Genomic DNA, 26,699 nt, shown 5'->3' on the forward strand with positions numbered 1-26,699 from the left:
GGATTACCTGCCGATGTTCGCGCCGCTCTGGTGGTCGGCAAGACGGGCCTTGATGACGTCGCCGTAGCAGCGCCACATGACGAAGCCGACCACGATGAGACCGACCCACCAGTACGGCTTGAGGCCGATGGCGAGGTCATGGATGGAGTCCAGGACCGCATTCGCGCTCTGGACCTTGCCAACCGTCTCCTGCACCTGGTCGAGGACGCCGGCCTGATCAGCACCGCCGAGAGCGCCGGCACCCACGATGACTTTCGTGAGCGTGGAACCCTTGGTCGCAGCCTCGATCGTCTGCGAGCCCGCAGCCTTGAGGTCATCGACCGTCGACTCGGCACGCTCCTGCACCACAGGGCGCGGCTCGTTGACCTTGTCGAGGTGCTCGGTGGTCTCGTCGTTTGGATGACCGGTGATCTTGATGCCCTCGCGCCGCTGGAACGCGGAGGTCGCGCCCGTGGTGAGGTCGCCCCAGTCGCCGTCGATCTTGCCGATCGGGTAGTTCAGCTCCTTGAGCTTGGTCTGATAGACCAGCGTGATGGCCTTGCCGGGCTTGGCGTTCAGATCGCCGTTCGCCAGACGACGTGCCCACTGGGCGTCCGCCGCTGCCATGCGGGTGTCGTACTTGTTCTGCTTGTAGCCAGCGCCGTTGTAGCCCTTCGCGAAGGCTGCCCAGTTCTTGGCGACCAGATAGCGGTCGAGGTGGCTGGACTTGATCTCGCGAACGAGAGCATCGATCTGCTCCGCGATACCGCGGGACAGCTCGTCCACCATGGCGGTGGCGCTATCGTAGTGGAGGCGTTCGGCGTTGAAGCCCATGGTCTGGCCAAGGCCCCAGGACGCCGCTCTGTTGGCGACTTCCTCGTCGATGGCTCGTGCCTTGGCGATGACGCTGAGGCGGCCGGACGAAGTGCCCTGGTCCTTGTACTGGGTGTTCCGGCTCCACTTCGGGATGGCCAGGCCTTTGGCGATAGCCGCCTTCAGCTTGCTCGGCTCATGCTCCTGCAGCTCGGAATAGAACTTGTGTCGCTCGAACAGGAGCGTCGGGGTGTGACCGTCAACTTCGAACGGCTTGCCCGACGTCTCGCATTCGACCACGGCCAGCAGCGCCGAAGCGGGCCAGCCTTCTTTGTTCGCCGCCGCGACGATGGCGTCGATGATCTCTTGACTGAACATTTAGTGCTTTCGTTAGAACGGAACGGACCCATTGAATGAGCCGTCCGGGATCACGGTCCCCATCGGCTCGCCGGGCTTCGGCTGAAGCAGGAAATACGGACCCTCACTCAGGTCGGAGTAGTCCACGTCATCGCCCGGTGCCCGGCATTCAAGCGTCGTTCTGATGCCTGTGCTTTTGATGTACGTGTGGATGGCCTTGTCGACGGTGTAGCCGCCGTTGATGCCCTCGCGCATTTTGGTGATGATGATCTTCTGCTGGTCACGTATCCAGGGATCACCTTTTGCCAGGTCGAAGTTGCCCTCCTTCTCGGCTCGCTTCAGCGCCCGCGCTTTCGACTGTGCTCCGGCCAGGGCCTCTGCCTGCGATAGGAATTGTGAGCCGATCGTGTACGGAGTGGCTCCTGCACCGCCGCTCAGCAAACCAGTGACACCAGCCTCCACGGCCTTGTACGTTTTGCTTGCCTCGTCCCACCAGCGCGCCTTGACGCCCGTGTATTTTGGCGTGCTCGTGAAGCGAACCCGCCACTGCCCGAAGTGCTCGGGCTGCAGGACCAGCATCGGCAACGAGACCCCGCTCGCGCTGTTGTCCGAATCTCGCGGAACGAACATCAGGTTGCCATCGACAACCTTTCCGACAGCGCCTGTGATGCGCTCCAGTTCGTGGATCAGGTGGAGGTTGCTGACCACCTGGTTCTTGAACGGGATCTTCATGCTGCCAAGCTCTTCCGAGATTGACATGCCAAGGCCAGATTGACCGGCGATTTCGCCCAGGATCTCTGCGACGGATTTGTTGTCCCAGTTGGCGATCTGCGGCGCCTTCTTCATGTCGTTGAAACCGGTGGACGTGCCGGTCAGCTGCATCGATCGCGGCATTCCCTGGAGGATCACGTCATCGACCTCGAACGTGCCCATGTAGGCCAGGCCAATCTCTTGGTAGCCCAGCCAGACCTGGATTTTTGCAGCTCCGGCCGGCCTCTCCAGGGCCCAGTCGCGGTCATCGATAACGATCTCGCACCGATCGCCCGAGCCACCGCCGGCCGTCAACTCGACCTTGATCTGGGTGGTTCGATCGTTGAACCTGTTGGTGATATCGACCCCGTCCTTCTCAATCCGGTAGATCGGGGTGTAGCTGGTAGACACGCACAGCCTCCAAAAAGAAAAAGGCCGCCCCAAAGGACGGCCTGTCTGACTCAAGCGTAGCTTCCTGCCACGGTTACACGGGGCTTATTTCCTCAGAAAAAGAAGCTATGACTTACTTTGCCAGGGGGATTTCTATACGCGCTCACGTATAGTTTTCGTTTTTATACGCGAACGCGGATGAGTCACTTCCAGAGGAAGATTTGCTTGAGCACCGGAGGCGGCGTCAGCTTCCTCGGGGCATCGGGAAGATTGATGGTGATGCCGAGCGGCAGAACGATCGCGCACATCTCGATGCCAGGGTTCTGATCCATGACCCACTCGACGATCTGATTGCTGGTCGAACCGTACCTGTCGTAGCAGATGCGGTCGAGCCGGTCGAACATCTTAGTGACGTAGGTGGTCATCAGCTGAAGATCCCAACATCGCCAGGGGTTACGGATATGAGGTCATCGCCGTAGCGCGTCAGTTCGAGCGTGAAGTCAATCTTGTGCGCGATACCAACCGCGCCAATCTTCGACTCGACCGTCCGGACCCGCTTGATGACGAAGTTGCCGAGGTTCTGACAACCCCAGACGACCTTATTATTGAAGGCGACCTCGGCAATGCTCTGCTTCGCGTCCAGCTCATCCGCCAGCGGATAGAATCGGACGAGAATGTATGGCTTACCGGCGCGACCAGCGTCACGCAGCCGGTCGAGAGTGGAGAGACCGCCGAAATGGTACGGAAACATCCGGCCTTCGACCGAGATATTCTCTTCGCCGGGACCGGTGAATTGCATCGCCGGGTCACGGGACAGGCGGTCGTTCGAGACCCAGGTGTATTGCGCGTCACGCTGCAGCGTCTCGAAGCCAGGGGTGTCCTGGGTCGGGACGGGAACGTAGAAAAGGATCTGGTTGTCAGGCTGTTTCGGGTCGAGCGAACCCAGACCCATGAGCACAGATGCCATGGAATCCTCTCATCTGAATTGAAGGGGAAGCCCGGCCCCGTAGGGCCGGGATAGTTATGTAAGCGAGCGCCGACATTCCCGGATGTCAGCGAACGCAGACATCAGGTGTATTCAGACTCGCTGTCGTGGGTGCGCCAGTTCATCGACTCGTCGACGCGACGCTGGATCAGCGTTGCGAGCGCTTCCGGATCGTGGCTGTTGCCGTTGATGTGGATCGCGACGTTGCCGCCGCCACCCGCACCAAAGCCACCCCTCATCGGGGCGCTCGACTGCGGAGCAGGAACGTTCTTGACTGCGTCCGCGCCAGATGGCACGGCGCTGATGCCCTGCTCGATGAAGCGGCGATAGTTGATCGCGCCTGCGCGACCCTTGCCCCAACCCGATCCAGGACCAACCCAGTCAGTGAACTCGTTGCCGTCCAACTTGCCGGTCTTCGAATCGCGGAGCCTGAGCCCAGGGATACCGGTCCGCGCCGATCCGTTGGGATCGGTGGGTAAGCCCTGGTCGGTATGGCCGCCGACGACGTGGCTGCCTTCGAGAGCGCGCTGCGTGAAGCCGTCATAGTACTGGAACAGCTTCGGGTTACGCTTGAGCTTCTCGATTGCAGGTCCAAGCTCGCCTCGACGGATGGGTCCGTAGAAGCTCCTCGGATTGATCCTGCCGTCAGCGGTGTAGCCGAGCATCCTCCGGAGAGAAGACCCCTGCATGTCCGTGCGGTTCATGAGACTCTCGATCGTTCCGCCCCGGCTGGCACCTTCGGTCATTTGCATGGCCGCGAGGTGCAGTCTCAGGTTCGGATCGTTCTTGAACTCTTCGCCGAAGCGAGCGCGACGGGCCGCCAAGAAGGAGTTGCCGGCGAGACCTTCACCGGTTGACATGTCTGCCGGTCCGCCTGCCGGGATGTCGGTGCCACCGACGCCACCGCCACCGCCGCCACTGCGACGGATGATACCGCCAGATCCCACACCGAAGTTGGGTAGTGCCCCACCCGGAGTGCTGCTGAACAGGCTGTATGCGCCGCCACCGCCGGGCGTCAGCGAGGACGGGACGGAAGAGATAGCGCTTCCGCCCGATCCGCCACCGCCGCGATAGCCGGTGCCGTACCCGGAGAATGCACTTCCGGTCGAGCCGATGAACGACGCGCGCTCGACGGTGCCGCCGAACTTCTTGAGCTGATCGCTCAGCTCGTCGACCTGGCTGCGCACTCGGGCCCGACCGGAGAAATCGGTCGAGCCGGTGTAGCTCGTCGGCTGGAACAGTGGATCTGCCTCAGCCGGCGTCTTGTAGTTCTGGAGGCGCTTGAGCTTGCGCCTGGTCTCCTTGTCGAGACCGAGCGCCTTGTTCTTCGCTTTCTCCTCGCGCAGTGCGTCCTGAAGGCCAGTGATGTCCTGGGTGCTGTTGCTGCGCGGGTCAGATGCGATTGCCAGAGCAGCGCCAGGGGCGCCGACCCTGCTCAACAGGAACCTGCCGACCGCCGTGGCGGCGAGAGCGCCCAAGGCAACAGCGAGTCCGTTGATGATCGTGACCATCGATGCGAACACGGTCAGCACCGGAGACAGCAGTCCCAATGCCGCAACGAGCGCGCCGATCTGGCCAACCAGCTTTCCGAGCGCTTCCGGACTTGCCGGATTGCCGCCGAAGGCCGCGATGATCAGCCTGCCGGCAGACGCGATAGCCGAGCCAACGCTCTTGATGCCTTCCGCCAAGCCCTTGCCGAACTTGAAGAAGCTGTCAGGGTTCATGCCCTCGGTGGGCATGATGTAGCGCAGCAGGTCCTTCAGCGAATTGAAGCCGAAGCCCGCGATCAGACCGCGACCGAACTCCTGAACGTACTTCTTGAGGTTGCCCGTCAGGTTCTTCGAGAAGTCGGCAAAGACATCCATGAAGTCATGGGCAAAGTCTTTGAAGCCGTCGCCGAGGTCGGCGATGATCGGCTCCCACATTGCCCCGATACGTTCCTGGATGGACTCGAACGTCGTCAGCCAGACGTCGAAGCCCCTCGACAGAGCATTGTCGCCCGGCTTTTCACCCATCGCCTTGTTGGCAAGGTCGATGTTGCGGGTGACGCTCTCCGACATCTTCACGACGTTCAGCTCGAACCGCGCAAAGTCCTGACCCATCAGGGCGAAGAATAGGTTGGATCGCTCTTGGACGTCCTTGATGCGGTTGAACCGCTGCAGGAACTCGAACGGAGCCTGGTTCGGATTCTGTTTGAACCGACGCGAGATCTCCTCGAAGCTGCCGTAGCCGAGCTTGCTCGGCGCTTGGAGGAACAACTGATCCTCAGCCGACCGGGTCTCCTTGCGCCGGATGTTCCTGGCATGCAGCGGCATATTTGCCAGACGCTGAGCCATGTGGCCGACGCCGCGCGCCGCCTGCTGGCCCTGCGAGCCGCCTTCGATGAGCGTCGTCATCAAGGCCATGCCGTGAGCGTCGTCCATACCCATCAAATCGGTCGCACCGAAACCGGTACGCATCGCGGAGATGACGGATTCGCGGGTCGCCGCCGACTGGTTCGCCATGGTCACGGCGAGGTTGATGTACTTCTCGGCGTCGTCAGTGGTCTTCAGCCGGCCTTGGCCTCTGAGCTGCGCCATCATCGGACCGAAGCTTTCGGTCAGCTGTGCGGTCGGCATACGCAGCTGCTTTGCCGCCTTGGTGACGAGTTCGGCGTACTTCGGAGCAAGATCCTCCGGCACACCCTGCTGCACCGCTTCGTTCGTCGAGCGCATCAGCTCGGAGGGCCTGATGCCCATCCTGGCGCCGGTCGGAACAGCCCACTCTTTGTAGAGCTTGTCGGCCTGCTCCGCGGTCATGCCCTGGAAGATCTGGGCATAGGCCTTTTCGGTGTCGACGGTGGTCGACGCACGGATCGCAGAGCGCGCTCCCAAGATCGCGCCACCAGCGCTGACGGCCGAGCCCAGTCCAGGACCGATGCCACGACCGCTGTTGCCAGCCATGTTCACAAAGCGCCTGGCGCTGCGGAATGCAGCCCGGCGCGCACGAACCATGTTCTCGGCATGCTGGCGCTCTTCGCGCTCGCGAATACGGTTTTGCCTGCGGACCTCGCGGGCCGCTGCTTCAGCCTGACGCTTCGCTTCACGCTCGGCGCGGGCGGCGGCTCTGGCCTCGTCCTTCGCCTGTTTGTCGTTTGCTCGCTGCTTGGCGCGAGCGACCGCTTCCTCCCGCTTCTGCTTCATCAGGCCAAGTCGGGTCAGCGCCCTATGGTGCTGCTCCACGGCGCGTTCATAACGCTCATGCTCGCCCTGATAGACGTATCGGAATGCTCGGGCGTACCCGATGTCATCCTTCAACTGCTTTGCGAGTTCCTTCTTTTTCTTGCCGGTCGCACTCTGGAATGTTTTGACCGCGTCATCGATGTGATTTTTGATGTCGAGCCACGTGTCGGTCGTGAGCGCACCGATACGCTTCTGCTCGCGGGCCCACGCCATCTGGTCTTTGGTGAGCCGGTTGAATTTCTTGCCAGTCTGTCCGAGTTCCTTCTGGACCTCGCCCAGCACCTTCGAGTCGAGGATCGATCCCTTGAGCGGAAACTCGAACGACTTCTTCAGACGCTGAGCATTCTTCTCGAAGCGCTTAATGTCCTCGGCGACACGCCGCATTTCGGGCGAGAGGTCGTTCTCTAGGGACAACCTAGCTTTGACGTCGAGATTTCTCCACGAACCGCTCCATAGATACAAAGAAAAATGGCCCGGGGCTATTTCCCGCCCCGAGCCTTTGCCGCTATTTCAGCGTCACGCTTGTTGAGTTCATAAACGCCGTCCGCCACGAGGCAGAAGTCGAAGAACTCCATGTTCTCCACGTCTTCGAGGGTCCATCCGAACCGCTCGAAGATCGGGAAAGCGTCCTGGATTATTCGTCCGATCCGCTCAGCATGGGCTTCAAAAAACCTTCGAACCACGCCTTCATCGGAGCGAAGTCCTCGATGTCGATCTCGGCGATGACCTTGTCGTCGACCTCGCACAGGTCAGCGAGCACCTTCTCCATCGCGCCAACGCCGTCCTTGTCGACGTTCTTGATGAAGTTGCGGAGGTCACGAACCTTCGGCCGGCGGGGCTTGAACTCGACGTAGCTCGCGCCGCGGTACTCGAAGGGGTGGGTGAGGTTGAAAACTTCGTTAGCCATTTGGTTGCACACCTATGCTTGGGGTAAAAGAAAAGGCCCCGCCGGAATGGCGAGGCCTGAGGTTGGTTGGCGTGTTGGTTGGGGCTTAGTAGTTGAAGCCCAGCGTCCGGCGAGCGAACGCGCTCTTGTCCTGACCGTTGAGGAACGTCACCTTGTTGAAGACGTCGATCTCGGCCAGCGTGTTGCCGTCGACGATGTGCTGGTAGTAGTTCGCCACCAGGCTGATCGTCATTTCGACCTTCTTGCCGGCGCTCACCTTGCCCGGCTTGATCGACTTGATCAGGCTCTGGGTATAGATGTAGACGCCCTTCTCAGCGCCGCCCGGCGTGAGCAGGTAGCCGCGGAAGGTGATCGGCACGTCGAGCGAGCCGGGGCCATAGCCCAGCTTCGTCCAGATCTGCTCGTCCCAGGTGTGAAGCTGGAAGTCGAACTCGATCTTTTCGATGCCCATCGGGATTTCGACGGTGCCGTCCATGCCACCGCCGCGGAACTCTTCCACGGAGATGTTGATTTCCGGCGGCTGAAACTCGGGGGCCTCGCCGATCTTGCCCACGTCGTCGATCCAGACCGTGAAGTCCTGGAGGATGTTGGAGTCACGAAGGTTGGTCATTTATTTCTCCGGCCATGCCAGAGCGCGCCCGGCCCCGTAGGACCGAGCGGCTCGTGACTAGCTCATTGTTGGTGATGGTTGGTGATGGCCGACGCTTAGGCGTTGGTGATCGCCCGCGAGAACTGCTCGATGAAGTCCGTGTAGTACTGCGGGTTACGGCGAGCGCGGAACTGGAGGTGCTCCAAGCAAGCCGGGGGCTCGAGATCGAAGTCCACCGTCAGCTCGCCCGCAGCGAAGGTCTGCGGAGTGTTGACGGTCGGGTCGATCCAGCACTTGCCGCCGATCAGGGCGCCGCGAGCGCGGAGCAGTCGGAGGTAGGAGTTGACGTCGCCTTCGATGCCCGAGAGCAGCTGGTAGCTGAACGGCTTGTCGAGACGGGAACGCTCGGCGCGCTCCAGGCTCTCGTAGACCATGTCCGCGGTGCGGCGAACCGAGAGCTGGGCCCAGAGCGGGTCCTGACCCGCGCCACGCAGACCCCAGAAGCGGAAACCGTCATCGTGGATGATGGTCGTGATCTGGGCCGCGTTGAGCATGTTCGCTTCGCAGTCACGGTCGTTCGGCATGAAGTCGACCGGACGGGCGGGGCCACCGATGTTCTGGATGACCTCGTTCGAGAACGAGTACCAGAAGCCCTTCTCCTCATCGATGCGAGCCTGGATGCCGGCCGCGTAGGCCGAAGCAGGCTTCGTCACGTAGATGGAGTTCTCGGTATCCCAGCTCAGAACGCCCGGATCGACGATGCTGATGCGCTGGCTACCGTAGTCGTTGCGGTACTCGACCGCATCGGCGTAGTCGGTGCCCGGACCATCCAGGAACGCCACCGCGCGGAGGCGATCGACGATCGAGGCGAGGGCGACACCAACCGGGTTGGCGACGTGGCCGAGCGTTGCGGTGACCGTGGCACCGGCACCAGCGCCCGCGACCGTCACGGCCGGAGCAGCGGTGTAGCCGTAGCCGGGGTCGGTGATGATCGCTCCGGTCAGCTTGCCGCCAACCACCTGCGGCACCGCCGTGGCCTGACGACCGCCGGCCGGGGGCGCTTCGATGGTGATGGTCGTGGTTGCGAGCACGTAGGCCGAACCCTGGTCCGCGATCACGAGGTTCTTCACGCCGTTGGTCGGGCGACCACTGGTCATGCCCGGAGCGACGAGCAGCTTCGGGATCACCTTGAGGGTCGGACGTGCCTTGAGCAGCGACCAGACGCCGGTCTTGCCGGTCGGAGAACCGACAGCGTTCGACCAGGTCTCTTCCTGACTCACGCCTTCGGCAACGCGGGTCACGACCACGACAGCCGACTTCTGGCTGAAGATGGCGTCGATGCCGTCGAGCAGGGTGCCTTCGCTTTTGAGCTGACCAGCCTTCAGGGCGTCAGCGAACACAGCCACCGGAGTGTTGAGCGGGAAAATGTCCGGGTCTGCGTCGGGCGCGGTGCCGACCAAGCCGATCACGTTCGACTTGACGGTCTCGACCGGGCCAGAGGGGCTATCGAGTTCGATCGTCTCGACGCCGTGGAGATATTGAACAGTCACGTATGGTTCTCCCAAACAAAAAAGCCGCCCGGGAGGGGCGGCTGGAGGGTTGGAGTTGTTGGCGATGTTACGGTCGCTTGATCAGCGGATAGTGAGTCCACTTCTCCAGACCGGGGACCGTTGTGATCCCGCGATCGACCGCGATTGAGCCTGCGACGAGGCGGTAGATGCCATCGCCAGCAACGAGGACGATGTCATATACGTAGGCGCTGGGAGTGACCTGACAGGCGTCGGCCTGCTTCACCCTCAGTCCAAATTTTCCGGCGTCTTGGTCGATGACCATGAGCCGGCGGTTGTCGGTTGAGCACATGATGGCGATGTCGCCGGATTCATCCTGCTGGAGCTGCATGTACAGCTTCCAGCCAGCCTGGAACGGGATGACATCGTCACCGCTTTTGAGTTGCCAGTCACGAGTCCAATCCTCGTTGGTGGCGACCCGGAACGAATCTTCGAGAACGTCAGGCGGTCCCGAAGCAAGGACAGTTTCCATTTCAGAGCCCTGGCATTAAAGGCCCCTCGCCGTTCGCGATGTAGCGGTCGACGGCTTTCGAAACGATCTCGAACGTCTTTCGCATCCTGATGTCGAGGTTGAGCATCAAGGCGTATCGCGCTTCCGTCTTGGAGCGGTTGAACACGTTGTGGACGTGGGTCGAGTTGAAGGCCCATGCCTCACCTGCTGGATAGTTCTTGCGATGCACCGCCGGCTGCTCGGTCAGGAAATCGACGATCTGGTATGAGACCACCTCTGCGACCTCGTAGCTGAAGTCCGGATTGGTCCTGACCGGCACATGCACGATCAGCTCGTACCAGTTCGGCCGAAGCTCGGCGCCGTTGAAGCGCCCGCTCTCGCCGGCCGTCGAAACCTCACCGCCGTGTCGGTGCCAAGCAAGGCGACCGCCCGGCTGGACGCGCATCAGGCGCACGCGCTGCCCGACACCGCCCAGCTCCGTGATCACTTCCTTCATGTAAGGAACCTGATCGGCGAGGCTTGTCCATCCGAAGGTCGGCGGGGAGCCGACGTACTCTTCGCTCAGGTCGCCGTGAAGCGTGGCGTCCGGAGAGATCAGCGAAACGCCCTGCCAGCTCTTGGCGACCATTTCGCGATGCCGCTTGCTGACTGACTTGTATGGCACGAACAGCGCCTGATCGATGCTGTCCAGCTCTGCCTGTAAGAGACCCGTATCGAATTTCTTACTGAGATCGAGGTGCGGGATGCGGTCGAGCTTCCCGGCCAGATCAACGAACTTCGACATCAGATGCTCCTCTCGATCAGCGGCCCGTCGTAGGCAGCGACCGCTTTCGACACGATGTCGAAGGTCTTCTTCCTTCTGATATCCGCCGTCAGCATGATCGAGTAGCGATCCACCGTCGCAGAGCGATTGAAGACGTTGTGGTAGTGGGTGCCGTTGAAGGCCCACGCCTCGCCTTCCGGATAGTTCATCTGGTGAACCTCCAGACCGGCTTCGAAGAAGTCGCCCAGCTCGTAGTCGTGAGCGGCGATGACCTCGTAGCTGTATTCCGGAGTCGATCTCACCGGGACATGGACGATCACTTCGTACCAGTTCGGTCTGAGCTGGCCCATGATGTTGCCCTGCTCGATCGAAATCTCGGTGCCGTGCCGATGCCAGGTCAGGCTGCCACCGGCCCGCATGCACATGAAGCGGGCGCGCTGCCCCTCGCCACCAAGCTCGGTGATGACCTGCTTGATGTAGGGGCTGGCCTCGGCGATCGGCGTCCACACGCAGTCCGTCCGGCCCGCGTAGGGCTCCTCGGTCAGATCGGTGTGGATCGTGCCGCCCGGAGCAATCAGGGACAGGCCGTGCCAGGACTTGGCGATGTGCTTGGTGTTGTGGCTCTTGGACCGATACGGCACGAAGAGGGCCGGGTCCATTGCGTCCAGCTCCGTTTGGAGCCGGGCCACGTCGAAGCTCCGGCCGAGATCGAGGTGCGGGATCTTGTCCAGCTGGGCGGCCAGCTTAACGAACTTGGACATCGCGATCCTTCTTCAGCGTCGGCCGGACGATGTCGCCACCGAAGGCCGCCAGCCATCGACCGGTCAGCCCGTAGAGAGCGACCCGGAAGAAGGCCAGGTTGTAGTAGAACTCAGCGTTGCAGCTGTGCGTCCAGTTATCGCCGCCCAGGTACATGCAGGCGCCCTGGCAAAGCTGCAACACAGGGCAGCTCTGGCACTCGGGGCGCTTGCTCCAATGGCGCGAGGTGTTGAGCGCGATGTTCTCGAAGTCATTGACGTGCCCGATCTTGTGGTTGCCGTTGGCGCCCACGTTCTGGCAGGTCATCACGTTGCCCTTGAGATCGACCGCCAGGTATTCCGGCGTGTCCATCGCGCACTTCTGGAAGAGCGTGTCCGATTGGCGCTCGTTGACGAGCGACTCGGTAGCCCTGCGCAGCTTGTCGACCATGCCAGGCGAGCGGAGCGCGCTGCCATCCACCAGCTGGTGTGCGAGGCGGTCGCTGAACTGCTGGAGCTGCTCGACCGTGAAGATCGACGACGGATCACTGGCGTAGCTGTGGACCACGCCCTCGAACACGACGTTGCACTCCGGGAAGTAATCCTGGAACCAGTCGATGATCTCGCTGGCATCGTTGTTCGACGGCGTCAGCACGGAGTTGAACGAGAAGCGCGGATGCAGTTGCTTGAAGGCATACTGGATGAACGCGAACTTGTACGGGTCCTCGAAGGGGTCCTCACCGCGGATGCTCTGTCCGGGACCGTCGTGGCTGATCGACACCGAGAAATCCCAGGCCTTCAGCTGATCGATGATCTCCCGGGTCAGGAGCGACCCGTTGGTGATGATCGAGAACTTGGCGTTCGGGAACTTCTCCTTCAGCGCCGGAGCGAGGATCTCGATCTTCTTCCAGTAGAGGAGCGGCTCGCCGCCCCAGAACTCGACCTTGTCCATGCCCTCCGGCTGCTCGATCCAGTTGTCGATGTTGGCGAGGAACTCGCTGGCATCGCGGGTGGATGTCGCCGCAGCCTTGTGGATCTGGACTGCCTGGAGGCAGTAGGCGCAGGAATAGTTGCAGCCGAGGCCGAGCTGAATCTTCAGCTTCTTGATGGCCCTGACCTTCTTGCCCGGCTCGTCGTAATCGACGGCGATGAACTTGCGACGCTCAACAGGCTCGGCGTCGAGAAGCGGGTGCCCGGTGAAGTCGATGGCTCGCCAGCCGTTCTGGTCCATCAGTCGTGACGTGTGCTGATCATAGAACAGGGGCACGACCTCCCCGTCCCTATCCAGCATCTCCAGTCGGATCATTCTTTGCTTTCAGATATTCCGCCAGCGGAAGCGGATCGGTGTATTTTACGATCGAGGCATCCTGGAACAGCAGCTTCCACGTCACCCTGCTGTACTCTGCCGGCGGCCTCGTGCCGGCCGGAAGATCCAAGACCTTCTCACGCTGGTACTGATTGAGGATGCAGTTCGGATGGGCCATGAAGCTTGCCGGCTCCTGCCCCCTCATCTGCAAGGTCCAGAAGGTGGTCACACCCTCCGACCAGAAATAGCCGATACCCCAGTTCACCAACTCGATCGTTGCGTCCGACCATCGGGCGCCCTCCGCACGAGGGAGATCGAGTGACGGGTTTTCTACCTTGATGCTGATGGTGATGTCTGTGACGTTCTCCCAACGAACGAACAGGCAGAAGGCAGCCAACCGCCCCTCGTCGTCGAAGTAGCCGTAGAAGTTTGACATCGCCTCGAAGAACATCCTGTCGATGAACTCCTTGGCGTGGTCATGGAAGTATTGCGACGGAGGCGCATCCCTATCGTTTGCGTAGGCACCTGGACCGCTGGTGTGCTGGTCCAGGATGTCGCAGATGTCAGGATAGTCCGCAGGCGTCAGGAAGCGGATCGTCGGCATCGTTACCTCTTGATGAGCATGATGAGCCAGGCGCTCGGATCGATGTGCCACCACTTCTGCCGCAAATCCCAAAGGTGCGGATTTTCGTGATGGAGCTTGTGCCTGCCCTCACCCGAGACGAACAACGCGATTGTCTTGTTGTTCGGGCCGTCGTCGTCGTGGGACAGGAAGTTGAACATCGCCGCCGAGAAGAGGATGACACCGACAGGAGCCACATATCCGAACAGGAGCACCTTCCAGCCGATGAAGGCCAGGATCATCACCAACAGGGCCGGGAAAGCCCAGAAGTAGCGATGAAAGAAGGCATGACCCGGACGCTTCAGGAGCCTGGCCATTGCCTTGCGGCTGCTGAGCGGGGCGTTCTCCATGCGATAGCTCTCGCGGAACACGTCCCAAAACGACTCGAAGTGATGGGGATCCCCATCAGTGTCGGCGTATTTGTGGTGCCAGCTGTGGGTCACGCAATACTGCAGCGACGAGCTGTAGCAGGACAGTGTCCCGGTCAGGATCAGGAACACTTCCCAGAACGTCGATGTCTCGTATGAGCCATGACAGAAGAGCCGGTGGTGACCGGCCGAATTGGTGATGGCCAGGAAGCAGTAGACACCCCAGGTCAGCAGCAGCCACGGCCACCAAACCACGCCGGTCAACACGAGGATCGCGCCGAGCACGAGGGCAGCCAATCCCGTGTACAGGACCGGGAGGTAGTGTTTGGGTTTGAAACTCAGATCCATATCTTTGCACCGATCACACGCTCTGTGGCCGTTGCAGTCTGGTCCTTGGAGGACTCCACCATGGCAGGACCGGTGAAGGTCTTGCCGCCGATCTCGATCTCGCCCGTCGCGACGTAGAGAAAATGGCCGGCGGAAAGCTCGATCGATTGACCCGCGTCACAGCTCACCGGGCGCCTGTCCCAGTATCGAGCCGTTCGATCGAGCGGAAGAATGCAGTGATATTCACTACCATCTTCGACTGCACGTAGCCGAATGTTGTCCAGGCGCTCCGCAAAAGCGCCTCTATATCCACCCTCACCCGCCTTGATGGGGAATGGCTTGTCCCAGCCGAGGTCCATCTCGAACGATCCCTTGGTGAAGACCGTGATTGGGTTCAGCGGCTTGGCATTCTTGTTGATCTTGATCAGATCATCGATCGGGGCTTCAGTGATGCCCCGGTTCAGTTCGCCAGGAGGAATGATCCGCTCCTCACCCGCATAGCAGGTGAAGAGCGTGACCATAAAGCTGCCGAACCGCAGACGCTTGCGGCGCATCAGACCTTTTCGATCTCATGCGCCTGCTCGACCAGATTGTCATCCGGCCGTTCAAGGCTGAACACGAACTCCCCTTCCATGGCGGCGGGTGCCGGAAGCGGAGCCTCGCGCTGCAGGTAACCAAGCCACCGAGAGTGGAACATGGTTGACGGGAACTGCATGACGATCGCGCTACGCTGCTCCTCCTCGGAGAAGTTTAGCGGGATGAAGACTGACTTGGTGACGGTGCCGAGCGTGGCGTGGATGTACTCCACGCGGGCTGAGCCATCAGCGCTCCAGTCCTTCACTTTGAAGGTGAACTTCGTATCCATGTGACCTCATTTGCCGCAATTGCAATTGCAATCGCAGGCACAGTTCCATTCGTCGTGGTTCGATTTCCCGTAGAACAGGGACATCGGGAAGTTGGATCCCGGGAAAGTTCCGGTCCACACGCCGCCGCTGTAGTAGTAGTAGGTCCGGCCGACGTAGCTGCTCATCGCAGTGCCCAAGCCGAAGACGGAGTTGACGGTCGAAAAGGCGACCGCTCCTGATGCAGGAACCGCCATCTCTTACACCCCCAATGCTGCTTCGAGTTTGGCCAGCCGCGCTTCTAGCGCCTCGTTCTTGTCCTTCAGCGCCTTGATGCCTTCGACCAGCAGACCAGTCACCTGGTCGTACTTGATGTTCAGCAGGTTGAGGCCCGACTTGCTCTTCATGTTCTTATCGGCATCGAACGGCGCCAGGCCTACCGCTTCCGGCAGGACTTTCTGAAGATCCTGAGCCAGCAGACCGGCCTTGCGACCATGCTGCTCGGGCGCCTTCAATTCCTTGGCCAGATCGCTCTGCGACCAGGTGACACCGCGGAGCTGGGCGATCTTCTCCAGCGCATCCTCGATGACCTCGATTTCGGTCTTCAGTCTCTCGTCGGAGACGCCGTAGATGATGTCGCCGGCAGCGCGGAGCTGGCCGGATACAGGCGTCGTCGCAGCGCCGAAGCCGCCAGGCGTGTAGACCAGCCCACCAGCACCGAGTGCCAGGCGGTACGAAGCACCGTCAGACCAGCCACCCCATCGGAACCAGTTGTCGCCGTCGAGACCCATCTGCATCGCGTAAGCGCCGCGATGGAAGGTTATGAATGCAGACCCCTGGTCGGGGGCGTAGACCGACAAGCCGCCCCAACTCGAATAGTTGTGCAGGTAGGTCTGTCCAGAGTTGAACTGGAAGATGTGCTTGCCAGTCCAGGTCGGATTGATAGCCGGGTCGATCGCAGGAGCTGCGTCCGACCTCATGTAGGTCACAGCCGATCCATTGACCGCTGCCATCCCCGACTTGCTGGTCGGGTTGGCAAAGGCGATTCCGAGATTGGCCCTCGCTGCGACCGTATCGGTCAGGTCGCTCAAGTTGAACGACTTCTGCAACTTGCCGGACACCGTGGTGGTCAGCGTGTTGAATGCGTTGTGATCCGTCGTAAACTGGGCCGCAATCTCCTGCAGCGTATCGAGCGTCGACGGAGCCGCGCCCACCACTGCAGCGATCTTGCTGTCGACATACGTCTTCAGCGCGTAGTTGGTCGGATCCCAGGTGCCAGCACCCGAAGCAGCCGCTTGTGCCGCCTCCTTGGCGATATTCGCAGCAATGACGTCTGCGCCGGTCTGGACTCGGTCAAGTCCAGTCTGGATGCGATCTGCAGCGGCCGAGGCCTTCGCGGCATTAGCCTGGTTCCTTGCCGCATCGATCTGCGCATAGTATTCCATCGCCGCAGCCGTACTGGCCGCCAGCGCGCCAACCTGCCAGTCCGAGTGAGGACCGGGGTTGCCGGTGATCGCCTTCACCTTAACCATCAAGGTGCCGGTCGCCGCCTCATACGAGATCAACCGCGCAATCGCGTAGTCGTCGATCGTCGAGGACCGGGTCAGCGCCAGGAATGGCGTCGGGGTGAACAGAGATTTCTGCGTTTCATCGTCGATGATGAAAGTCGCAGTCATCTCGTCGGTGAGAGTGACCTCGCTGGACGAACCAGCGAAGAGGAAGCCGAGCGTCGACAACAGCTGGATGCGGTTGTACGCCGGCAGAATGGTGTCGTTCAGCCGAGAAAGACCGACGTCACGCAGATCGTTAACCGCTTGCTGCCATGACGGAGTAAACGGCTCCAGGGCGCGGAGGCGACTATCGATCACCCCCATCGCCGAGTTCAAACGATCTGCCGTGAAGTCTTCATCCTCGGTGAATACTAGCTCAGGATAGTTGCTTGACATCGGCAACCACCCCCGCAGCCGTCATCGCATCGAAGATGGTCTTATCGACGATGTGATGATCCCTCGGCAGGTAATTGAAGTCTTGCCAGGTGAACCGCGCGTTGAGCTTCACGTCGTAATAGACGGGCTCCGGAGCGGGCGCAGCCGGTTCTACCGCGACCACCTCGGGGGTGGCCGCGTTCGTGTTGTCGGTCATGTTGTGGTTGTCCTTCTCGCCTTAGACGGCGTAGTCCTTCTGCCAGCCGACGTGGAACACACGCTGGTTGGTCGAGGTGTCGAGACGGGTCAGTTTCCGGAACTGCGTGATCGCGGCACCGAGGTTGAACACGTAGGTTCGCTCGTAGGCACCGTCGACCGGGTCGATCCAGGTGGTGACCGAAGACGGCGAGACTTGCGTTCCGAAGCCAGCGCCCGTGAGCAGTTTGCAGCTCGCGGTGTGGTATACCGGATCGAAGTACTCGTAGCGCTCGATCACGCGGATCGACGTGGAGGCCGCCGGCAGCGTGCGCGTCGTGGAGACGTGCTGTGCATAGACGTCCGGGCGGGACACGAAGACCGAGCTGTCGGCGAGGTTGATCGCCGGCATACAGTCCACCGAGCCGTTGAAGACGGCTCGCAGCGGCAGCAGCGGCGGGATCGTGCCGCCCTGGCCGAGCATGTACTTGTCCACGTCGAGGAAGTTGTACCAGGTCGATCCGATCTGGATCTCATACGTGAGCGAAGTGCCGTCCGGGATGACCGTTCCGGTGAGCAGGTCGATCGCGAGGATGCCGCCGGCCAGCTGCAACGGATTCAAGTTGATGACCGCACGGGCCGTGTTGAACTTGCAGCGATAGAGCCGCATCCAGAGGTCCTTGAACGCATCGCCCTGAGCGTATGCGCCATCGAGCACGTAGAAGAACGTGCCGGAGGTGAAGCTCTGACCCGGGACCGTGGCGACCCAGTGGTCGGCAGCCGTGGTCACGACGACAGCGTAGCGCTTACCGGCCTGGAGGAAGGTTGGCTGGAACGCGACGACCGTCTCGCCGCCCTGAACGAGCTGCTCGCGGAGCATCGTGGTCTGAGCGATGACCGCCTTCGTGTTCGGCAGACCGTAATCGGAGACCTCGCAGATCGCGAAATGGCACGAACCGGAGGCCGCCAGACGGGTGAACCAGACGCCGACAGCATCGAGCCACATGTTCTGGCCTTGGAGCCAGGTCTCAGCGATCTGAGTTCCCAGCACCGTGTTCGTGGTGATCACCTTCTCCCAATAGGGCTCCTGCCAGGTGTCGATCCAGATCTGACGCAGACGGATGAATGCGTGGTACGGCGTGGCCTCCGGGTTCTCAACCTCGTAGGTCTGGCCGTCGCGGAAGAACAGGCCGGCGCCGTTGTAGGTACCAGTCTGCCAGAACAGGCTGTTCGTACAGACGTAGAACTCGTCGCCGTAGCGGATGCGCTGCTTCGACATCATCTTCTGGACCATGTCGAAGGACTGCACCGAGTAGGCTGCAACCTGCAGCTCGCCCGTGATGCTGCCAGACTGGAGCCATGCCTGCCGGGTGTAGGCCGGGAACATGATGCCGTTCTTGATGGTCGCGTTCGGATCGAGCGGGTTGAAGATCTGGAGCGCCGCAGCGCCTTCGGCAGCCGATGGCATTCGGATGCCCTCTTCGCACTTCACATGCGACAGCGGGTCGGTGAGCAGCGTCTTCGACGTGTCGAGGAAGAAGTTCGCGTCCGAGTCGATCGCGTTGTAGACCACACCGTTCTTGGACTCGAGCACCGCCAGACGAGTCAGGGTGCGACCCATAGTGGCCGCATCGACGTCACCGCGAGAGCCCGCTTCCTTGAGCGCCGCAATGTCGGACGCCAGCGTCTTGATCTGGAGACCAGCGGTCTCCTCGAAGACTTCGAGGTCGTCGATGCGCTGCTCGTGTGCCTGGACGCTCGGCAGCTGGTTGTCGGTGATCATCGTGATCGTGTCGACGCCGGTCGGCGTCAGGACCACGTTGGCGATGACCGTGTAGCCAGCGTCAACCAGCGGCGCGCTCGGGTCCGGAGCCTCGGTGCCGAGCACGACGTTCAGGCTCGCGACACGGGCGTGAACCAACGGCACGGCCTGCGGCTCCGCCTGGCGGGTCTCGGCGTTGATCAGGAACTGACGCGGGCGGATGTCGGTGTCCGTCTCCTGACCCCAGGTCACGACCGAAGCGATGCGCTTGCCGGCGACCGGTAGCTGCGTGATGAAGTCCTTGCTCCAGGCGGTCTCCGACGAAGAGTAGACCTTGCCGGCCGAATAGAGGCGGCCAGGCTGCACCGAGATCTGAGTCACTGCCGACTTAGTCGTTCCAAAGCCGGTGTACTTGGTCAGGTTGCTGATGCCGTCGAGGACGACGTGATCGAGCGAAGCCTCGGCGAAATCCTGCAACCGCGTGAAGTCGGTCGGATCATCGTCGATGTTCGCATGGAAGATGATTTTGTTTTCCACTGGTGTTCCCAAAATGAAAAAGCCGCCCGGTTGAGGGGCGGCTTGGGGTTGATCTTGATGGTCCTAGATCGCTACGCGACCTTTTTGATTTCGCCGAGCTTGAACGTTCCCAGTCGACGCCGTTCCCTGAGGCGCACGACTCGGTAATTGACCGTGTCGACGAGGACGGTGTCGCGGAGGGGCTTGGCGGCGACGATCGCCCCGCAGGCGTCGTCGAGTTTCGACATGTCGGTGGGAACGCGGAAGCCATTGCGAAAACGGCCACCGAAGCCTTGTGCCGGCGAGCGCAGCAGCGGGACGCTGACCTTCGCTTGCGCCGTGTAGGCCGGGATGCCGTATCGCATGTGCCCGCGATAAGACTTGGCGGACAGACCTGCGGGCAGGTCATCCTTGCTGTGCAGCGAAATGCGGTCGTAGACCCAATGGGCCGCGTCCGTTTCGCAGCGGAAGTTCTCGCCGCGCCACGATCCGTTGTAATCGTGGAAGTGCTGGGCCGGATAAGCCGTATGCACCTCCGAGACCTGAACCGGCTTGACGTCCTGCGGCGTGAGGCCCGGCGTCACCGAGATCAGATCGGAAGCAGCTTGATTGATCCGCACGGTGACGATGTTGTCCGTCGCATCCGTGGGTTCGTAGAACTTGTGACCGCGGAAACCATCGGTGTGATAGTCACGGTTCGACAACGATCCGAATGAGACCCGCTCGACGGCCTGGCCGCCGATCTCGGTCATCGCTTCGAGCTTCACAAAGGCTTCGACGCCGTTCTTGTAGATCGACGCCTTGCGCCCGTAGAGCTGAGGCCCGAGGCTCTTCTCCCGGAAATTGTCGTTCCGGAAGTAGTTGACCGGCATACGGAACTCGCGGGGGCCGGCCGGATCGCGGATCACGTAGGGATACATGCGGATCTGCGGCAACTTCACCAGCCACGACATGAACTCTTCGTTCGTCATCGCCGGGATGCGGTAGCCACGCGCGGGCGGAACGATCAGGTCGTTCAGCGCGCAGTCCACGATGTCGAGGTAGGTCGAGACACCAAGCTTGGTGCCCTTCAGCCGGTGATGCTTGATCGCATCGGCGACAATCTTGCGCTTCTTGGCCTCGGGCCAGTTCGGATCCCAGAGGTCAACCGAAAAGGACCAGGCAAGGTACGGCAGGTCGTCGATGTGGCATCGGAAAGGATCCCACAGCCGCCGGATGCGATCGGTATCCAGAGCAAGCAGCCGCTCAACCTCAGAGGCGAGCGTGCGCTCATAGACCGTCGCGTTCGGCGGCAGGATGTTGTCCATCAGGCGCTCGGCCATGGATTATTCCTCGCGAAAGCTTGAGATGCTCACGCTGGCGGATTCGATCCAGACGACCGAGTCGGGTCCGACGTTGATATCATCGAAATCGAGTTCGACGTTCTGCACACCCTCTTGGTTGAGAGCCGCGAGGATCGCGGATCGCTTCAGATCGCGACCGATCATTGAGACTCGGGTGCGAAGCGACTGCAGCGCCTTGTTGATATCTGCGACGACCAACGAGGCGTCCGGGCCAGGATAGAGCGTGATTTTTCCTTCGATGTCCGCCGGGATCTTGACGACCGGCAGGACGGAGATGTCGTCGGTCAGAGGCTTGATGCCATCTGACATGAGCCGGTCATAGACCGCGTCGACCATCGACGAAGGCGGCACCGGGTTGGTGCCGTCCGCCATGATCGTCACGGTGACCCTGCCCGTCCCACGCTCCGCGACAACCGATGCGTCGCGGATTGCGGTCGAGACGCTCAAAGCGTGGAAGATATAGGCGCCGGTGCTTCCGGCAGTGGTGAAGCTCTCCATCGAGAGCTGGATCCGCCTGCGGAGGCGGGTGTCGTCTTCGCCGTCCATCGGCGCCACGTTGAACCTGGCGCCGATGACTTCGAGGTCAGAGCCGTTCGCGAACGGCAGCATGCACGCCCGCGCTGCGGCATTGATCCGCTTGCGGACGATCATCTCGCCGTAGGCCTCGGACTCGAGGATGATGTTGGTGGGCGACTGCTCCAGGGCGATAGCCGCTGCGAGCTTGGCGTTCTTTGCGACTACGTCGTCCTGGTACCGCTTGAGCAGCACCTCGTAGTCGATCTCCTCGATGACCTGAGGAGGCGGAAGTCTCGCGAAGTCGATGTAAAGCGCGGGAGACTCGAAACTGGGCATTGGGAGGCTCCCGTTAGATCGTTTGCTTTGTCCTCTTCAGCTGAGCATCCACGAGGTCGTGTCCCTCGATCGTGAAGGTGATATCGCCGGTCGAGTCGAACGCATCGATCGCGACCTTCGTCACCTTGAACTCCGGCTCGTAGGTGTTGATCGCGGCGATAGCCGCCATCATGCCGCCGAAGAGAACCTCTTCGTTGCCGGGCTTGTCCTGGATGTTGAGGAAGTCAGACCCCCACCACAGCCGCATGATCCGCGATCGGAGGCGGGTGGTGAGGATGACGTAGATGCTCTGCTTGATGCGCGGCCAGCCTGAGATCAGCTCGCCGGTTTCACGGTCGATGTCGACCAGGTGCTTAGTTGGAAGGCTCGCCATCGGCAGGCGCCTCCGCAACAGCCACGGTCATGGGCTTGACAGCAGCCCGTGCCTTCTTGACTGCGCTCTCGACCTTCTGCTCGACCTCGGTCGCCTTTTCCTCAAGCGCATGCATGAGGTACTTGGCTTCCGCTTCGACCATGGAGATCACAGAACCTGCAGTCTGCAGGATGCCCTTGCGCCAGAAGTCGCGGACAACGGTGTACTCTTTCATGTTTCTTCTTTCTTATGCCGTGCCTGTGCCGGGGTCGGGTCCGCCACCAGCGTCCGTGGGACCGCCAGTATGCGGAGCGCCCTCGTCGCCGTTGAAAGGCAGGCTCGGAGGCGGCGTTGCACCGTGGATGTGCAAGAAGCCGATGGATTTCTTGTTGTGGCCGATGTCACCGCCGGTCTGATGCAGACCGCTGCCGGAGAACTTCCAGAAGGTGCCGCCCGCCGTGATGGTCAGGCCGTCATCCGCCAGGTACATCGACGTTTCGCCGACCTTGTAGAGGATGCCGTCTTCCTTCATCTCGATGTGGGCGTTCTCGCCCTGCGAGAGGTGAACGACATCTTCGGTCAGGTGGATCTTGGACTTGTCGTCATCGCCCATCTGGACGGTGAGATCTTCCTCGGTCCACTTCACCATGGCCTTCTTGTCCTTGAACTGGACCTTGACCTGGTTCTCGTCCATCAGGACGTCGCCCTTGGCGTCTTTCTCGCCGTAGCGGATGTTGACCTTCTCTTCGTCCTGCCGGTAGTAGGACTTGTTCTTGCCGACCGTCTTGAGGATCTTCTCCTTGTCGTTCAGCGTGCGGGTCACCCCGTCTTCGCCGTCCTCGGAGACCTCAGGAAGCTTCGGTGCTTGCGTTTGCTGCGACTGGCCTTGGCCACCGCCGCCGGCCGCGTCACCGCCGCCGCCAGAACCACCACCACCGCCAAGCGAAGCCGGAACGCCAGCTGCACCGCCAGCGCCGCCGCCGATCATCTTGCCGACGACACCCATCAGCCCAGCGGATTTGACCTGCTGTGCGATGTTCACGATGTTGCCGAGCTTCGCCAGATCGGGGAGGCCGGCCATCTTGGCCAGGTTGCCGATGTTTGCGAGCTGCGAGATGTTGGCGAGGCCACCGAGCTGGGTCAGCTGGGTGAGCTGCGTCATGTTGGTCAGGTTCGAGATGTCGAGATTGGCGAGATTGCCGAGGTTGCTCAGATTGCCGAGGCCGCCGAGCATGCCGGAGAAGTCCATGCCGCTCAGGCCGACCAGCTGACCGAGTCCTGCAAGATCGCCGAGACCGCCGATGTCTCCCAGGCCAGGGATGCCCCCGCCCTGCTTCTTGGATTTGATGATCAGGTGGTTGGAGTCTTTGGTCTGATGGACCCAGTGCTGCTGATCCTCTTTCTCGTGGATCAGGCCAACCGTTTCGTCCTGCTTGCCGTGCGGCGACGGAGTGTCAGGGCCGTAGTGATACGGCTCGACCGTCGCAAGCTCCGGCATTCCGCCGACCGATCGCAGCAGGGCATGTTGCCCCACCTTCGGCGGCGTCGAATACTTGATGGTGCCGTGCGAGAAGCTCTGCCACGGCATCCAGGTGCTCTTGAACGTATCCTGCTGCGAGAAGGTCTCGCTGCCGGACGGCGTTTGGTCATCGCCGTCGTTCATTTTGACGTACCAGCGATCCTTCTCGTACTTGACCTGAACGATCTTTCCGAGCCGCTCCTTGTTCTGGAACTTGCGCTCCAAGTCCTGGAGCCTGCGCTCCATGGCGTGGATTGCGCGAACCATTACGGCACCTCTGGTGTTACATCCATCTCGTCGTTGCGGCTGAAGAGTTCGGTGTGAACGTTGCCGCGGGCGATGACCGTACTCTGCGGCACCTGCGTGACCCTCTGGCCGTTGTAGTAGACCGTGTCACGCTCGCGCGCCTTGTTGGTACCGATCATCAGATCACTCTGCCATTCGACCACGCCAACGGACACGCCTTCGCGGCGCAGCACCGGCTGACTCAGTCGCTGGAACTTGATCTTCGTCGCCGCAGAAGCATCCGGATTGCCGAAGTAATTCTGGTTGGCCCAGACAGCGACCTTCTCGACCATGTCCCAGGCGCGAGCATCGCCATCCAGCTCGGCGTATTTGTTTTCGTCGATGATGACGCAGACCACACGGAGACAGGCATTCAGCTCGCCGGTCGTGGTGTGCTCGGTCGGCACGTTCATGACGGCGACACGCGCGCACGGGGTCTTCAGCGTCCAGTCGGCGATGTCGTGCTCGTCGAAGAGTCCGTCGTACCATTCGACGTCCAGCTCAGGGAGCAGGAGCTTCAGCCCGTCCATGATGTTCTGGCGGAAGTCGACGATCTTGCCCATCTGTCGCTCCCTCAGTTGTTGAGATAGTCACGGATCATCCTTGCGATCCGGGAATTGTTTTCTGCCGAAAAGCCCATGAACGGGCGCGGCGGAATTTGCGGCGCCGGCTTCTTCGGCCGGTACTTGCCCTTCACCCTGCGGACGCCCCCCTGGAGCCACTGAGCCTGCTCAGCATCGGTGACGATCATGAAGCCGTCATTGCTGACGTCGCCGATCTTGATGCTCCTGGCCAGATCGCCGTGCTCGAACAGGATCGAGGTGCTGCCCTTCAGCTGCGCCGTCAGTTCGCTGATCGCCTTCCACCGCTCGCCATCAGGACCAGTTTTGGTTCGCAGGATGCGATTACGGGTCGAGTTGACCATGTAGTCGGCAGCCTGACGCATCACCGGGGTCAGATCCTCTGACTGGTGAAGCAGGCGCTGGATTCGCTGACTCAGCTTGGTGATGTGGCTGAGGTCGATCTTTAGCTGAAGGCCCGGCATCAGGCCCTCCCGGTATCGAACGACCGCCCGCTCCGCTTCACGTTGGGATCGGTGGTGGTCGTCGTGCCGTCGCCATTGTCGACGGTCGTCGGCGGCAAGCCGAGGCCGACCTTGCCAGTCGAAGTCTTCTCCAACAGTGCGAGCGCATCTTCGTAGCGCACCCGCATTTCGTCGGTGCGGACGCCGCGCCCGAGCGCCATCTTGTAGACGGCAATGTCGATGGCACAGGTCCGGACGACACCCGGCGTTGGAACGACCGGGATGGTGTACTGCGCCGACAGATAGGCGTTACAAACCTCGTCGGCACCCTGAAGGCCGCGCGCCACGACTTCCGGGTCGGGCGTGCCGTCCTTGTTGTAATCGGCTACGCGAACAAGGAGGTCAGTGCCGTAAAGCTCGTCGATGTCCTCTTTGGTCGCGTAGGTCATGATTACTTCTTCTTCTTGCTCTTGGCGGGCTTGTCGGCAGTCTCTTCGCCGGCCTGCTCGCCTGCGTCATCGCCAGCCTGCTCGGTGGTTTCGGCAGCAGCCTGCTCGGCAGCTTCCTTTTCAGCGGCTTCGGCAGCAGCCTTTTCGGCAGCCTCCTTCTCGGCGGCTTCCTTGGCGGCGGCTTCCGCAGCAGCTTTTGCAGCTACGTCGTCCTTCACTTCCTCGCTGGCGTGATAGGACACGCCGGGAAGCTGGGCTGCGCGAGCAGCACGGACCTCTTCAGAGGCGAGCCGACGATCACGGCGCTTGTAGTTCGCAGCCGCCTCACGGGCCCGAAAGCCCTTCGCTCCAATCATGATTGTCTCCAGAGTCACAAAGAACCCTCCCCGGTTTCCCGAGGAGGGCCTTGTGTTTCAGTTCTAACCGTCAGTGACGATTAGGCCGCCAGCTTGTGCTTGAAGGCGACGATGCGGACGATCTTCGGATCGTACACGCGCTTCCAGTTGGCGACGTCGGCCAGCTCGGAGTTCGCGGGGGTGACGCCGGCCTGGTTGGTGCCGAGCCACTTGATGCCGCGGGGATGCATGACCCACTGGCGGCGGTTCACGATGTACTCCTGGCCCATGCCCTTCAGAGCCTGGCGCTCGACTTCCACCGGCACCTTGGGCGACTTCTCACCGAAGCCGACCGCGCCGGGGCCGAAGATGTAGGTCGTGAACACGCGGTTCGCGCCCGCGCCGGAGACCGGCATGGAGTCGTCGACGATGACGGTCTTGCCGAGGTAGGTCGGGATCGTCAGCTTGCCCTGGCTGTCGGGCACGAAGTCGATCAGGTCGGCCTTCACCATCGCCTTGAGGGTCAGCGAGTGGACGGCCACCGCGCTCAGACCGCCCTGCTCGTCACCGAGCAAGAAGGCCGAGTCGATGAACGAGTCGGCGTCGAAGAACTCGGCACCGCCGGTCAGGGCGGAGATGTCGTTCACGTTGGCCGCCATGTCGGTCGAGCCCATGGCGCCGGCCAGGGTCGCGAGCAGAGCGGTCTGCATGCGCTTGTTCCACCAGTCGGCGAAACGGTTCGCGATAGCGTCGATCGGGTCGGCGCCGGAGAGGTCGGCCGCCAGATCGGTCGAGCCGAACGCCTTACCGCGCAGAAGCTTCACGGCCACGTCCTGGCCCGAAGTCATCTTGCTGACGGTCAGGTCGGTGGTGTCGTCGAGCACCTGCTCAGCGTCGGACGCATCGAGGTCGTTGAAGAACGGCATGTTGACCGTCTTGCCTTCGATCTCGGCGTCGATGACGCTGGTCAGGTCGGTGATGATGCCCGACTGGAACAGCTCGGACTTCTGGGTCGACAGGACCTGGACGTACTTGTTGAACTTGGTCGGGACGATCATGTCCGCGAGACGAGTCTCAGTCATTTCTCACTCTTGAGTTTTGACCGGCCTTTGCTTTTCAGGAAGCAGCTTTGCATTCATGCAAACGCCGGAGCGCAATGACCCCGGC

At 61.4% G+C, this 26,699-nt stretch carries 30 protein-coding genes; all 30 read right to left on the bottom strand.

Annotated features, from left to right (window positions below; all coding sequences use genetic code 11):
• Nucleotides 1–3: 3 nt before the first annotated feature.
• Nucleotides 4–1,170 (bottom strand): N-acetylmuramidase domain-containing protein, encoded by a 1,167-nt coding sequence (locus ABIF91_RS07255; RefSeq protein WP_424578860.1) that lies wholly within the window; start codon nt 1,168–1,170, stop codon nt 4–6.
• A 12-nt stretch (nt 1,171–1,182) separates the two neighbouring features.
• A complete protein-coding gene (locus tag ABIF91_RS07260) occupies nt 1,183–2,310 on the bottom strand; it encodes a phage late control D family protein (RefSeq protein WP_424578861.1) in 1,128 nt (375 codons plus the stop codon).
• A 182-nt stretch (nt 2,311–2,492) separates the two neighbouring features.
• A complete protein-coding gene (locus ABIF91_RS07265; RefSeq protein WP_424578862.1) occupies nt 2,493–2,714 on the bottom strand; it encodes a tail protein X in 222 nt (73 codons plus the stop codon).
• Complete coding sequence (locus ABIF91_RS07270) at nt 2,714–3,256, bottom strand: phage tail protein (protein ID WP_424578863.1); 543 nt, start codon at nt 3,254–3,256, stop codon at nt 2,714–2,716. Before ABIF91_RS07270 ends, ABIF91_RS07265 begins: the two co-directional genes overlap by 1 nt.
• A 101-nt stretch (nt 3,257–3,357) precedes the next feature.
• Nucleotides 3,358–6,879 carry a phage tail tape measure protein gene (locus ABIF91_RS07275; RefSeq protein WP_424578864.1) on the bottom strand — a complete coding sequence of 1,174 codons (3,522 nt, stop codon included), beginning with the start codon at nt 6,877–6,879 and terminating at the stop codon, nt 3,358–3,360.
• A gap of 250 nt (nt 6,880–7,129) precedes the next feature.
• Nucleotides 7,130–7,402, bottom strand: a complete 273-nt coding sequence (locus tag ABIF91_RS07280) for a phage tail assembly protein (protein WP_424578865.1) — start codon at nt 7,400–7,402, stop codon at nt 7,130–7,132.
• A gap of 85 nt (nt 7,403–7,487) precedes the next feature.
• Nucleotides 7,488–8,012: a phage major tail tube protein gene (locus ABIF91_RS07285; protein ID WP_424578866.1), complete on the bottom strand. Its 525-nt coding sequence runs from the start codon at nt 8,010–8,012 to the stop codon at nt 7,488–7,490.
• 95 nt (nt 8,013–8,107) lie between these two features.
• A complete protein-coding gene (locus ABIF91_RS07290) occupies nt 8,108–9,541 on the bottom strand; it encodes a phage tail sheath subtilisin-like domain-containing protein (protein WP_424578867.1) in 1,434 nt (477 codons plus the stop codon).
• 67 nt (nt 9,542–9,608) lie between these two features.
• Nucleotides 9,609–10,031, bottom strand: a complete 423-nt coding sequence (locus ABIF91_RS07295) for a hypothetical protein (RefSeq protein WP_424578868.1) — start codon at nt 10,029–10,031, stop codon at nt 9,609–9,611.
• A 1-nt stretch (nt 10,032) separates the two neighbouring features.
• On the bottom strand, nt 10,033–10,794 hold the full coding sequence (locus ABIF91_RS07300; protein WP_424578869.1) for a hypothetical protein: 762 nt from the start codon (nt 10,792–10,794) through the stop codon (nt 10,033–10,035).
• Nucleotides 10,794–11,534 carry a hypothetical protein gene (locus tag ABIF91_RS07305; RefSeq protein WP_424578870.1) on the bottom strand — a complete coding sequence of 247 codons (741 nt, stop codon included), beginning with the start codon at nt 11,532–11,534 and terminating at the stop codon, nt 10,794–10,796. The genes ABIF91_RS07300 and ABIF91_RS07305 overlap by 1 nt, the downstream gene beginning before the upstream one ends.
• The gene (locus ABIF91_RS07310) at nt 11,518–12,816 is read right to left on the bottom strand and encodes a radical SAM protein (RefSeq protein WP_424578871.1); all 1,299 of its coding nucleotides are present in this window, start codon (nt 12,814–12,816) and stop codon (nt 11,518–11,520) included. Before ABIF91_RS07310 ends, ABIF91_RS07305 begins: the two co-directional genes overlap by 17 nt.
• Complete coding sequence (locus ABIF91_RS07315; RefSeq protein WP_424578872.1) at nt 12,791–13,420, bottom strand: hypothetical protein; 630 nt, start codon at nt 13,418–13,420, stop codon at nt 12,791–12,793. The genes ABIF91_RS07310 and ABIF91_RS07315 overlap by 26 nt, the downstream gene beginning before the upstream one ends.
• Before the next feature lie 2 nt (nt 13,421–13,422).
• Complete coding sequence (locus ABIF91_RS07320) at nt 13,423–14,091, bottom strand: hypothetical protein (protein ID WP_424578873.1); 669 nt, start codon at nt 14,089–14,091, stop codon at nt 13,423–13,425.
• 53 nt (nt 14,092–14,144) lie between these two features.
• Nucleotides 14,145–14,687, bottom strand: a complete 543-nt coding sequence (locus ABIF91_RS07325; protein WP_424578874.1) for a hypothetical protein — start codon at nt 14,685–14,687, stop codon at nt 14,145–14,147.
• Complete coding sequence (locus tag ABIF91_RS07330; RefSeq protein ID WP_424578875.1) at nt 14,687–14,998, bottom strand: hypothetical protein; 312 nt, start codon at nt 14,996–14,998, stop codon at nt 14,687–14,689. Before ABIF91_RS07330 ends, ABIF91_RS07325 begins: the two co-directional genes overlap by 1 nt.
• Before the next feature lie 6 nt (nt 14,999–15,004).
• The gene (locus ABIF91_RS07335) at nt 15,005–15,232 is read right to left on the bottom strand and encodes a hypothetical protein (RefSeq protein WP_424578876.1); all 228 of its coding nucleotides are present in this window, start codon (nt 15,230–15,232) and stop codon (nt 15,005–15,007) included.
• A 3-nt stretch (nt 15,233–15,235) separates the two neighbouring features.
• Nucleotides 15,236–16,921, bottom strand: coding sequence for a tail fiber domain-containing protein (locus tag ABIF91_RS07340; RefSeq protein ID WP_424578877.1), 1,686 nt, complete (start codon nt 16,919–16,921; stop codon nt 15,236–15,238).
• A complete protein-coding gene (locus tag ABIF91_RS07345) occupies nt 16,902–17,117 on the bottom strand; it encodes a hypothetical protein (protein WP_424578878.1) in 216 nt (71 codons plus the stop codon). Before ABIF91_RS07345 ends, ABIF91_RS07340 begins: the two co-directional genes overlap by 20 nt.
• Nucleotides 17,118–17,138: 21 nt before the next feature.
• The gene (locus ABIF91_RS07350) at nt 17,139–19,394 is read right to left on the bottom strand and encodes a hypothetical protein (protein ID WP_424578879.1); all 2,256 of its coding nucleotides are present in this window, start codon (nt 19,392–19,394) and stop codon (nt 17,139–17,141) included.
• 71 nt (nt 19,395–19,465) lie between these two features.
• Complete coding sequence (locus ABIF91_RS07355) at nt 19,466–20,695, bottom strand: phage tail protein I (protein WP_424578880.1); 1,230 nt, start codon at nt 20,693–20,695, stop codon at nt 19,466–19,468.
• 3 nt (nt 20,696–20,698) lie between these two features.
• Nucleotides 20,699–21,568 (bottom strand): baseplate assembly protein, encoded by an 870-nt coding sequence (locus ABIF91_RS07360; RefSeq protein ID WP_424578881.1) that lies wholly within the window; start codon nt 21,566–21,568, stop codon nt 20,699–20,701.
• Nucleotides 21,569–21,581: 13 nt separating this feature from the next.
• Complete coding sequence (locus ABIF91_RS07365) at nt 21,582–21,941, bottom strand: GPW/gp25 family protein (protein WP_424578882.1); 360 nt, start codon at nt 21,939–21,941, stop codon at nt 21,582–21,584.
• A complete protein-coding gene (locus ABIF91_RS07370) occupies nt 21,922–22,155 on the bottom strand; it encodes a hypothetical protein (protein WP_424578883.1) in 234 nt (77 codons plus the stop codon). The genes ABIF91_RS07365 and ABIF91_RS07370 overlap by 20 nt, the downstream gene beginning before the upstream one ends.
• 12 nt (nt 22,156–22,167) lie before the next feature.
• Nucleotides 22,168–23,706 carry a hypothetical protein gene (locus ABIF91_RS07375; RefSeq protein ID WP_424578884.1) on the bottom strand — a complete coding sequence of 513 codons (1,539 nt, stop codon included), beginning with the start codon at nt 23,704–23,706 and terminating at the stop codon, nt 22,168–22,170.
• Nucleotides 23,706–24,287 carry a hypothetical protein gene (locus ABIF91_RS07380; protein WP_370198228.1) on the bottom strand — a complete coding sequence of 194 codons (582 nt, stop codon included), beginning with the start codon at nt 24,285–24,287 and terminating at the stop codon, nt 23,706–23,708. The genes ABIF91_RS07375 and ABIF91_RS07380 overlap by 1 nt, the downstream gene beginning before the upstream one ends.
• Nucleotides 24,288–24,298: 11 nt before the next feature.
• The gene (locus ABIF91_RS07385; protein ID WP_424578885.1) at nt 24,299–24,769 is read right to left on the bottom strand and encodes a phage virion morphogenesis protein; all 471 of its coding nucleotides are present in this window, start codon (nt 24,767–24,769) and stop codon (nt 24,299–24,301) included.
• On the bottom strand, nt 24,769–25,197 hold the full coding sequence (locus tag ABIF91_RS07390; protein WP_424578886.1) for a gp436 family protein: 429 nt from the start codon (nt 25,195–25,197) through the stop codon (nt 24,769–24,771). Before ABIF91_RS07390 ends, ABIF91_RS07385 begins: the two co-directional genes overlap by 1 nt.
• Nucleotides 25,198–25,199: 2 nt before the next feature.
• Nucleotides 25,200–25,553 carry a hypothetical protein gene (locus ABIF91_RS07395; protein ID WP_424578887.1) on the bottom strand — a complete coding sequence of 118 codons (354 nt, stop codon included), beginning with the start codon at nt 25,551–25,553 and terminating at the stop codon, nt 25,200–25,202.
• Nucleotides 25,554–25,633: 80 nt separating this feature from the next.
• Nucleotides 25,634–26,614 (bottom strand): major capsid protein, encoded by a 981-nt coding sequence (locus tag ABIF91_RS07400; protein ID WP_370198220.1) that lies wholly within the window; start codon nt 26,612–26,614, stop codon nt 25,634–25,636.
• Nucleotides 26,615–26,699 lie beyond the last annotated feature (85 nt).

The sequence above is a fragment of the Bradyrhizobium sp. USDA 241 genome, assembly GCF_049739505.1.
In the GTDB taxonomy this organism is placed as follows: domain Bacteria; phylum Pseudomonadota; class Alphaproteobacteria; order Rhizobiales; family Xanthobacteraceae; genus Bradyrhizobium; species Bradyrhizobium liaoningense.

Bases quoted from the DNA above. Each gene is read 5' to 3' on its own strand.
- ABIF91_RS07305 (WP_424578870.1), bottom strand. From the start codon at position 11,534: ATGTCCAAGTTCGTTAAGCTGGCCGCCCAGCTGGACAAGATCCCGCAC.
- ABIF91_RS07355 (WP_424578880.1), bottom strand. From the start codon at position 20,695: ATGGCCGAGCGCCTGATGGACAACATCCTGCCGCCGAACGCGACGGTC.
- ABIF91_RS07330 (WP_424578875.1), bottom strand. From the start codon at position 14,998: ATGGATACGAAGTTCACCTTCAAAGTGAAGGACTGGAGCGCTGATGGC.
- ABIF91_RS07325 (WP_424578874.1), bottom strand. From the start codon at position 14,687: ATGCGCCGCAAGCGTCTGCGGTTCGGCAGCTTTATGGTCACGCTCTTC.
- ABIF91_RS07335 (WP_424578876.1), bottom strand. From the start codon at position 15,232: ATGGCGGTTCCTGCATCAGGAGCGGTCGCCTTTTCGACCGTCAACTCC.
- ABIF91_RS07300 (WP_424578869.1), bottom strand. From the start codon at position 10,794: ATGTCGAAGTTCGTTGATCTGGCCGGGAAGCTCGACCGCATCCCGCAC.
- ABIF91_RS07345 (WP_424578878.1), bottom strand. From the start codon at position 17,117: ATGACCGACAACACGAACGCGGCCACCCCCGAGGTGGTCGCGGTAGAA.
- ABIF91_RS07340 (WP_424578877.1), bottom strand. From the start codon at position 16,921: ATGTCAAGCAACTATCCTGAGCTAGTATTCACCGAGGATGAAGACTTC.
- ABIF91_RS07375 (WP_424578884.1), bottom strand. From the start codon at position 23,706: ATGGTTCGCGCAATCCACGCCATGGAGCGCAGGCTCCAGGACTTGGAG.
- ABIF91_RS07400 (WP_370198220.1), bottom strand. From the start codon at position 26,614: ATGACTGAGACTCGTCTCGCGGACATGATCGTCCCGACCAAGTTCAAC.
- ABIF91_RS07285 (WP_424578866.1), bottom strand. From the start codon at position 8,012: ATGACCAACCTTCGTGACTCCAACATCCTCCAGGACTTCACGGTCTGG.
- ABIF91_RS07370 (WP_424578883.1), bottom strand. From the start codon at position 22,155: ATGAAAGAGTACACCGTTGTCCGCGACTTCTGGCGCAAGGGCATCCTG.
- ABIF91_RS07395 (WP_424578887.1), bottom strand. From the start codon at position 25,553: ATGATTGGAGCGAAGGGCTTTCGGGCCCGTGAGGCGGCTGCGAACTAC.
- ABIF91_RS07380 (WP_370198228.1), bottom strand. From the start codon at position 24,287: ATGGGCAAGATCGTCGACTTCCGCCAGAACATCATGGACGGGCTGAAG.
- ABIF91_RS07360 (WP_424578881.1), bottom strand. From the start codon at position 21,568: ATGCCCAGTTTCGAGTCTCCCGCGCTTTACATCGACTTCGCGAGACTT.
- ABIF91_RS07310 (WP_424578871.1), bottom strand. From the start codon at position 12,816: ATGATCCGACTGGAGATGCTGGATAGGGACGGGGAGGTCGTGCCCCTG.
- ABIF91_RS07265 (WP_424578862.1), bottom strand. From the start codon at position 2,714: ATGACCACCTACGTCACTAAGATGTTCGACCGGCTCGACCGCATCTGC.
- ABIF91_RS07315 (WP_424578872.1), bottom strand. From the start codon at position 13,420: ATGCCGACGATCCGCTTCCTGACGCCTGCGGACTATCCTGACATCTGC.
- ABIF91_RS07280 (WP_424578865.1), bottom strand. From the start codon at position 7,402: ATGGCTAACGAAGTTTTCAACCTCACCCACCCCTTCGAGTACCGCGGC.
- ABIF91_RS07390 (WP_424578886.1), bottom strand. From the start codon at position 25,197: ATGACCTACGCGACCAAAGAGGACATCGACGAGCTTTACGGCACTGAC.
- ABIF91_RS07385 (WP_424578885.1), bottom strand. From the start codon at position 24,769: ATGCCGGGCCTTCAGCTAAAGATCGACCTCAGCCACATCACCAAGCTG.
- ABIF91_RS07255 (WP_424578860.1), bottom strand. From the start codon at position 1,170: ATGTTCAGTCAAGAGATCATCGACGCCATCGTCGCGGCGGCGAACAAA.
- ABIF91_RS07270 (WP_424578863.1), bottom strand. From the start codon at position 3,256: ATGGCATCTGTGCTCATGGGTCTGGGTTCGCTCGACCCGAAACAGCCT.
- ABIF91_RS07295 (WP_424578868.1), bottom strand. From the start codon at position 10,031: ATGGAAACTGTCCTTGCTTCGGGACCGCCTGACGTTCTCGAAGATTCG.
- ABIF91_RS07365 (WP_424578882.1), bottom strand. From the start codon at position 21,941: ATGGCGAGCCTTCCAACTAAGCACCTGGTCGACATCGACCGTGAAACC.
- ABIF91_RS07275 (WP_424578864.1), bottom strand. From the start codon at position 6,879: ATGCGGCGTGTCGCCGAGGACATTAAGCGCTTCGAGAAGAATGCTCAG.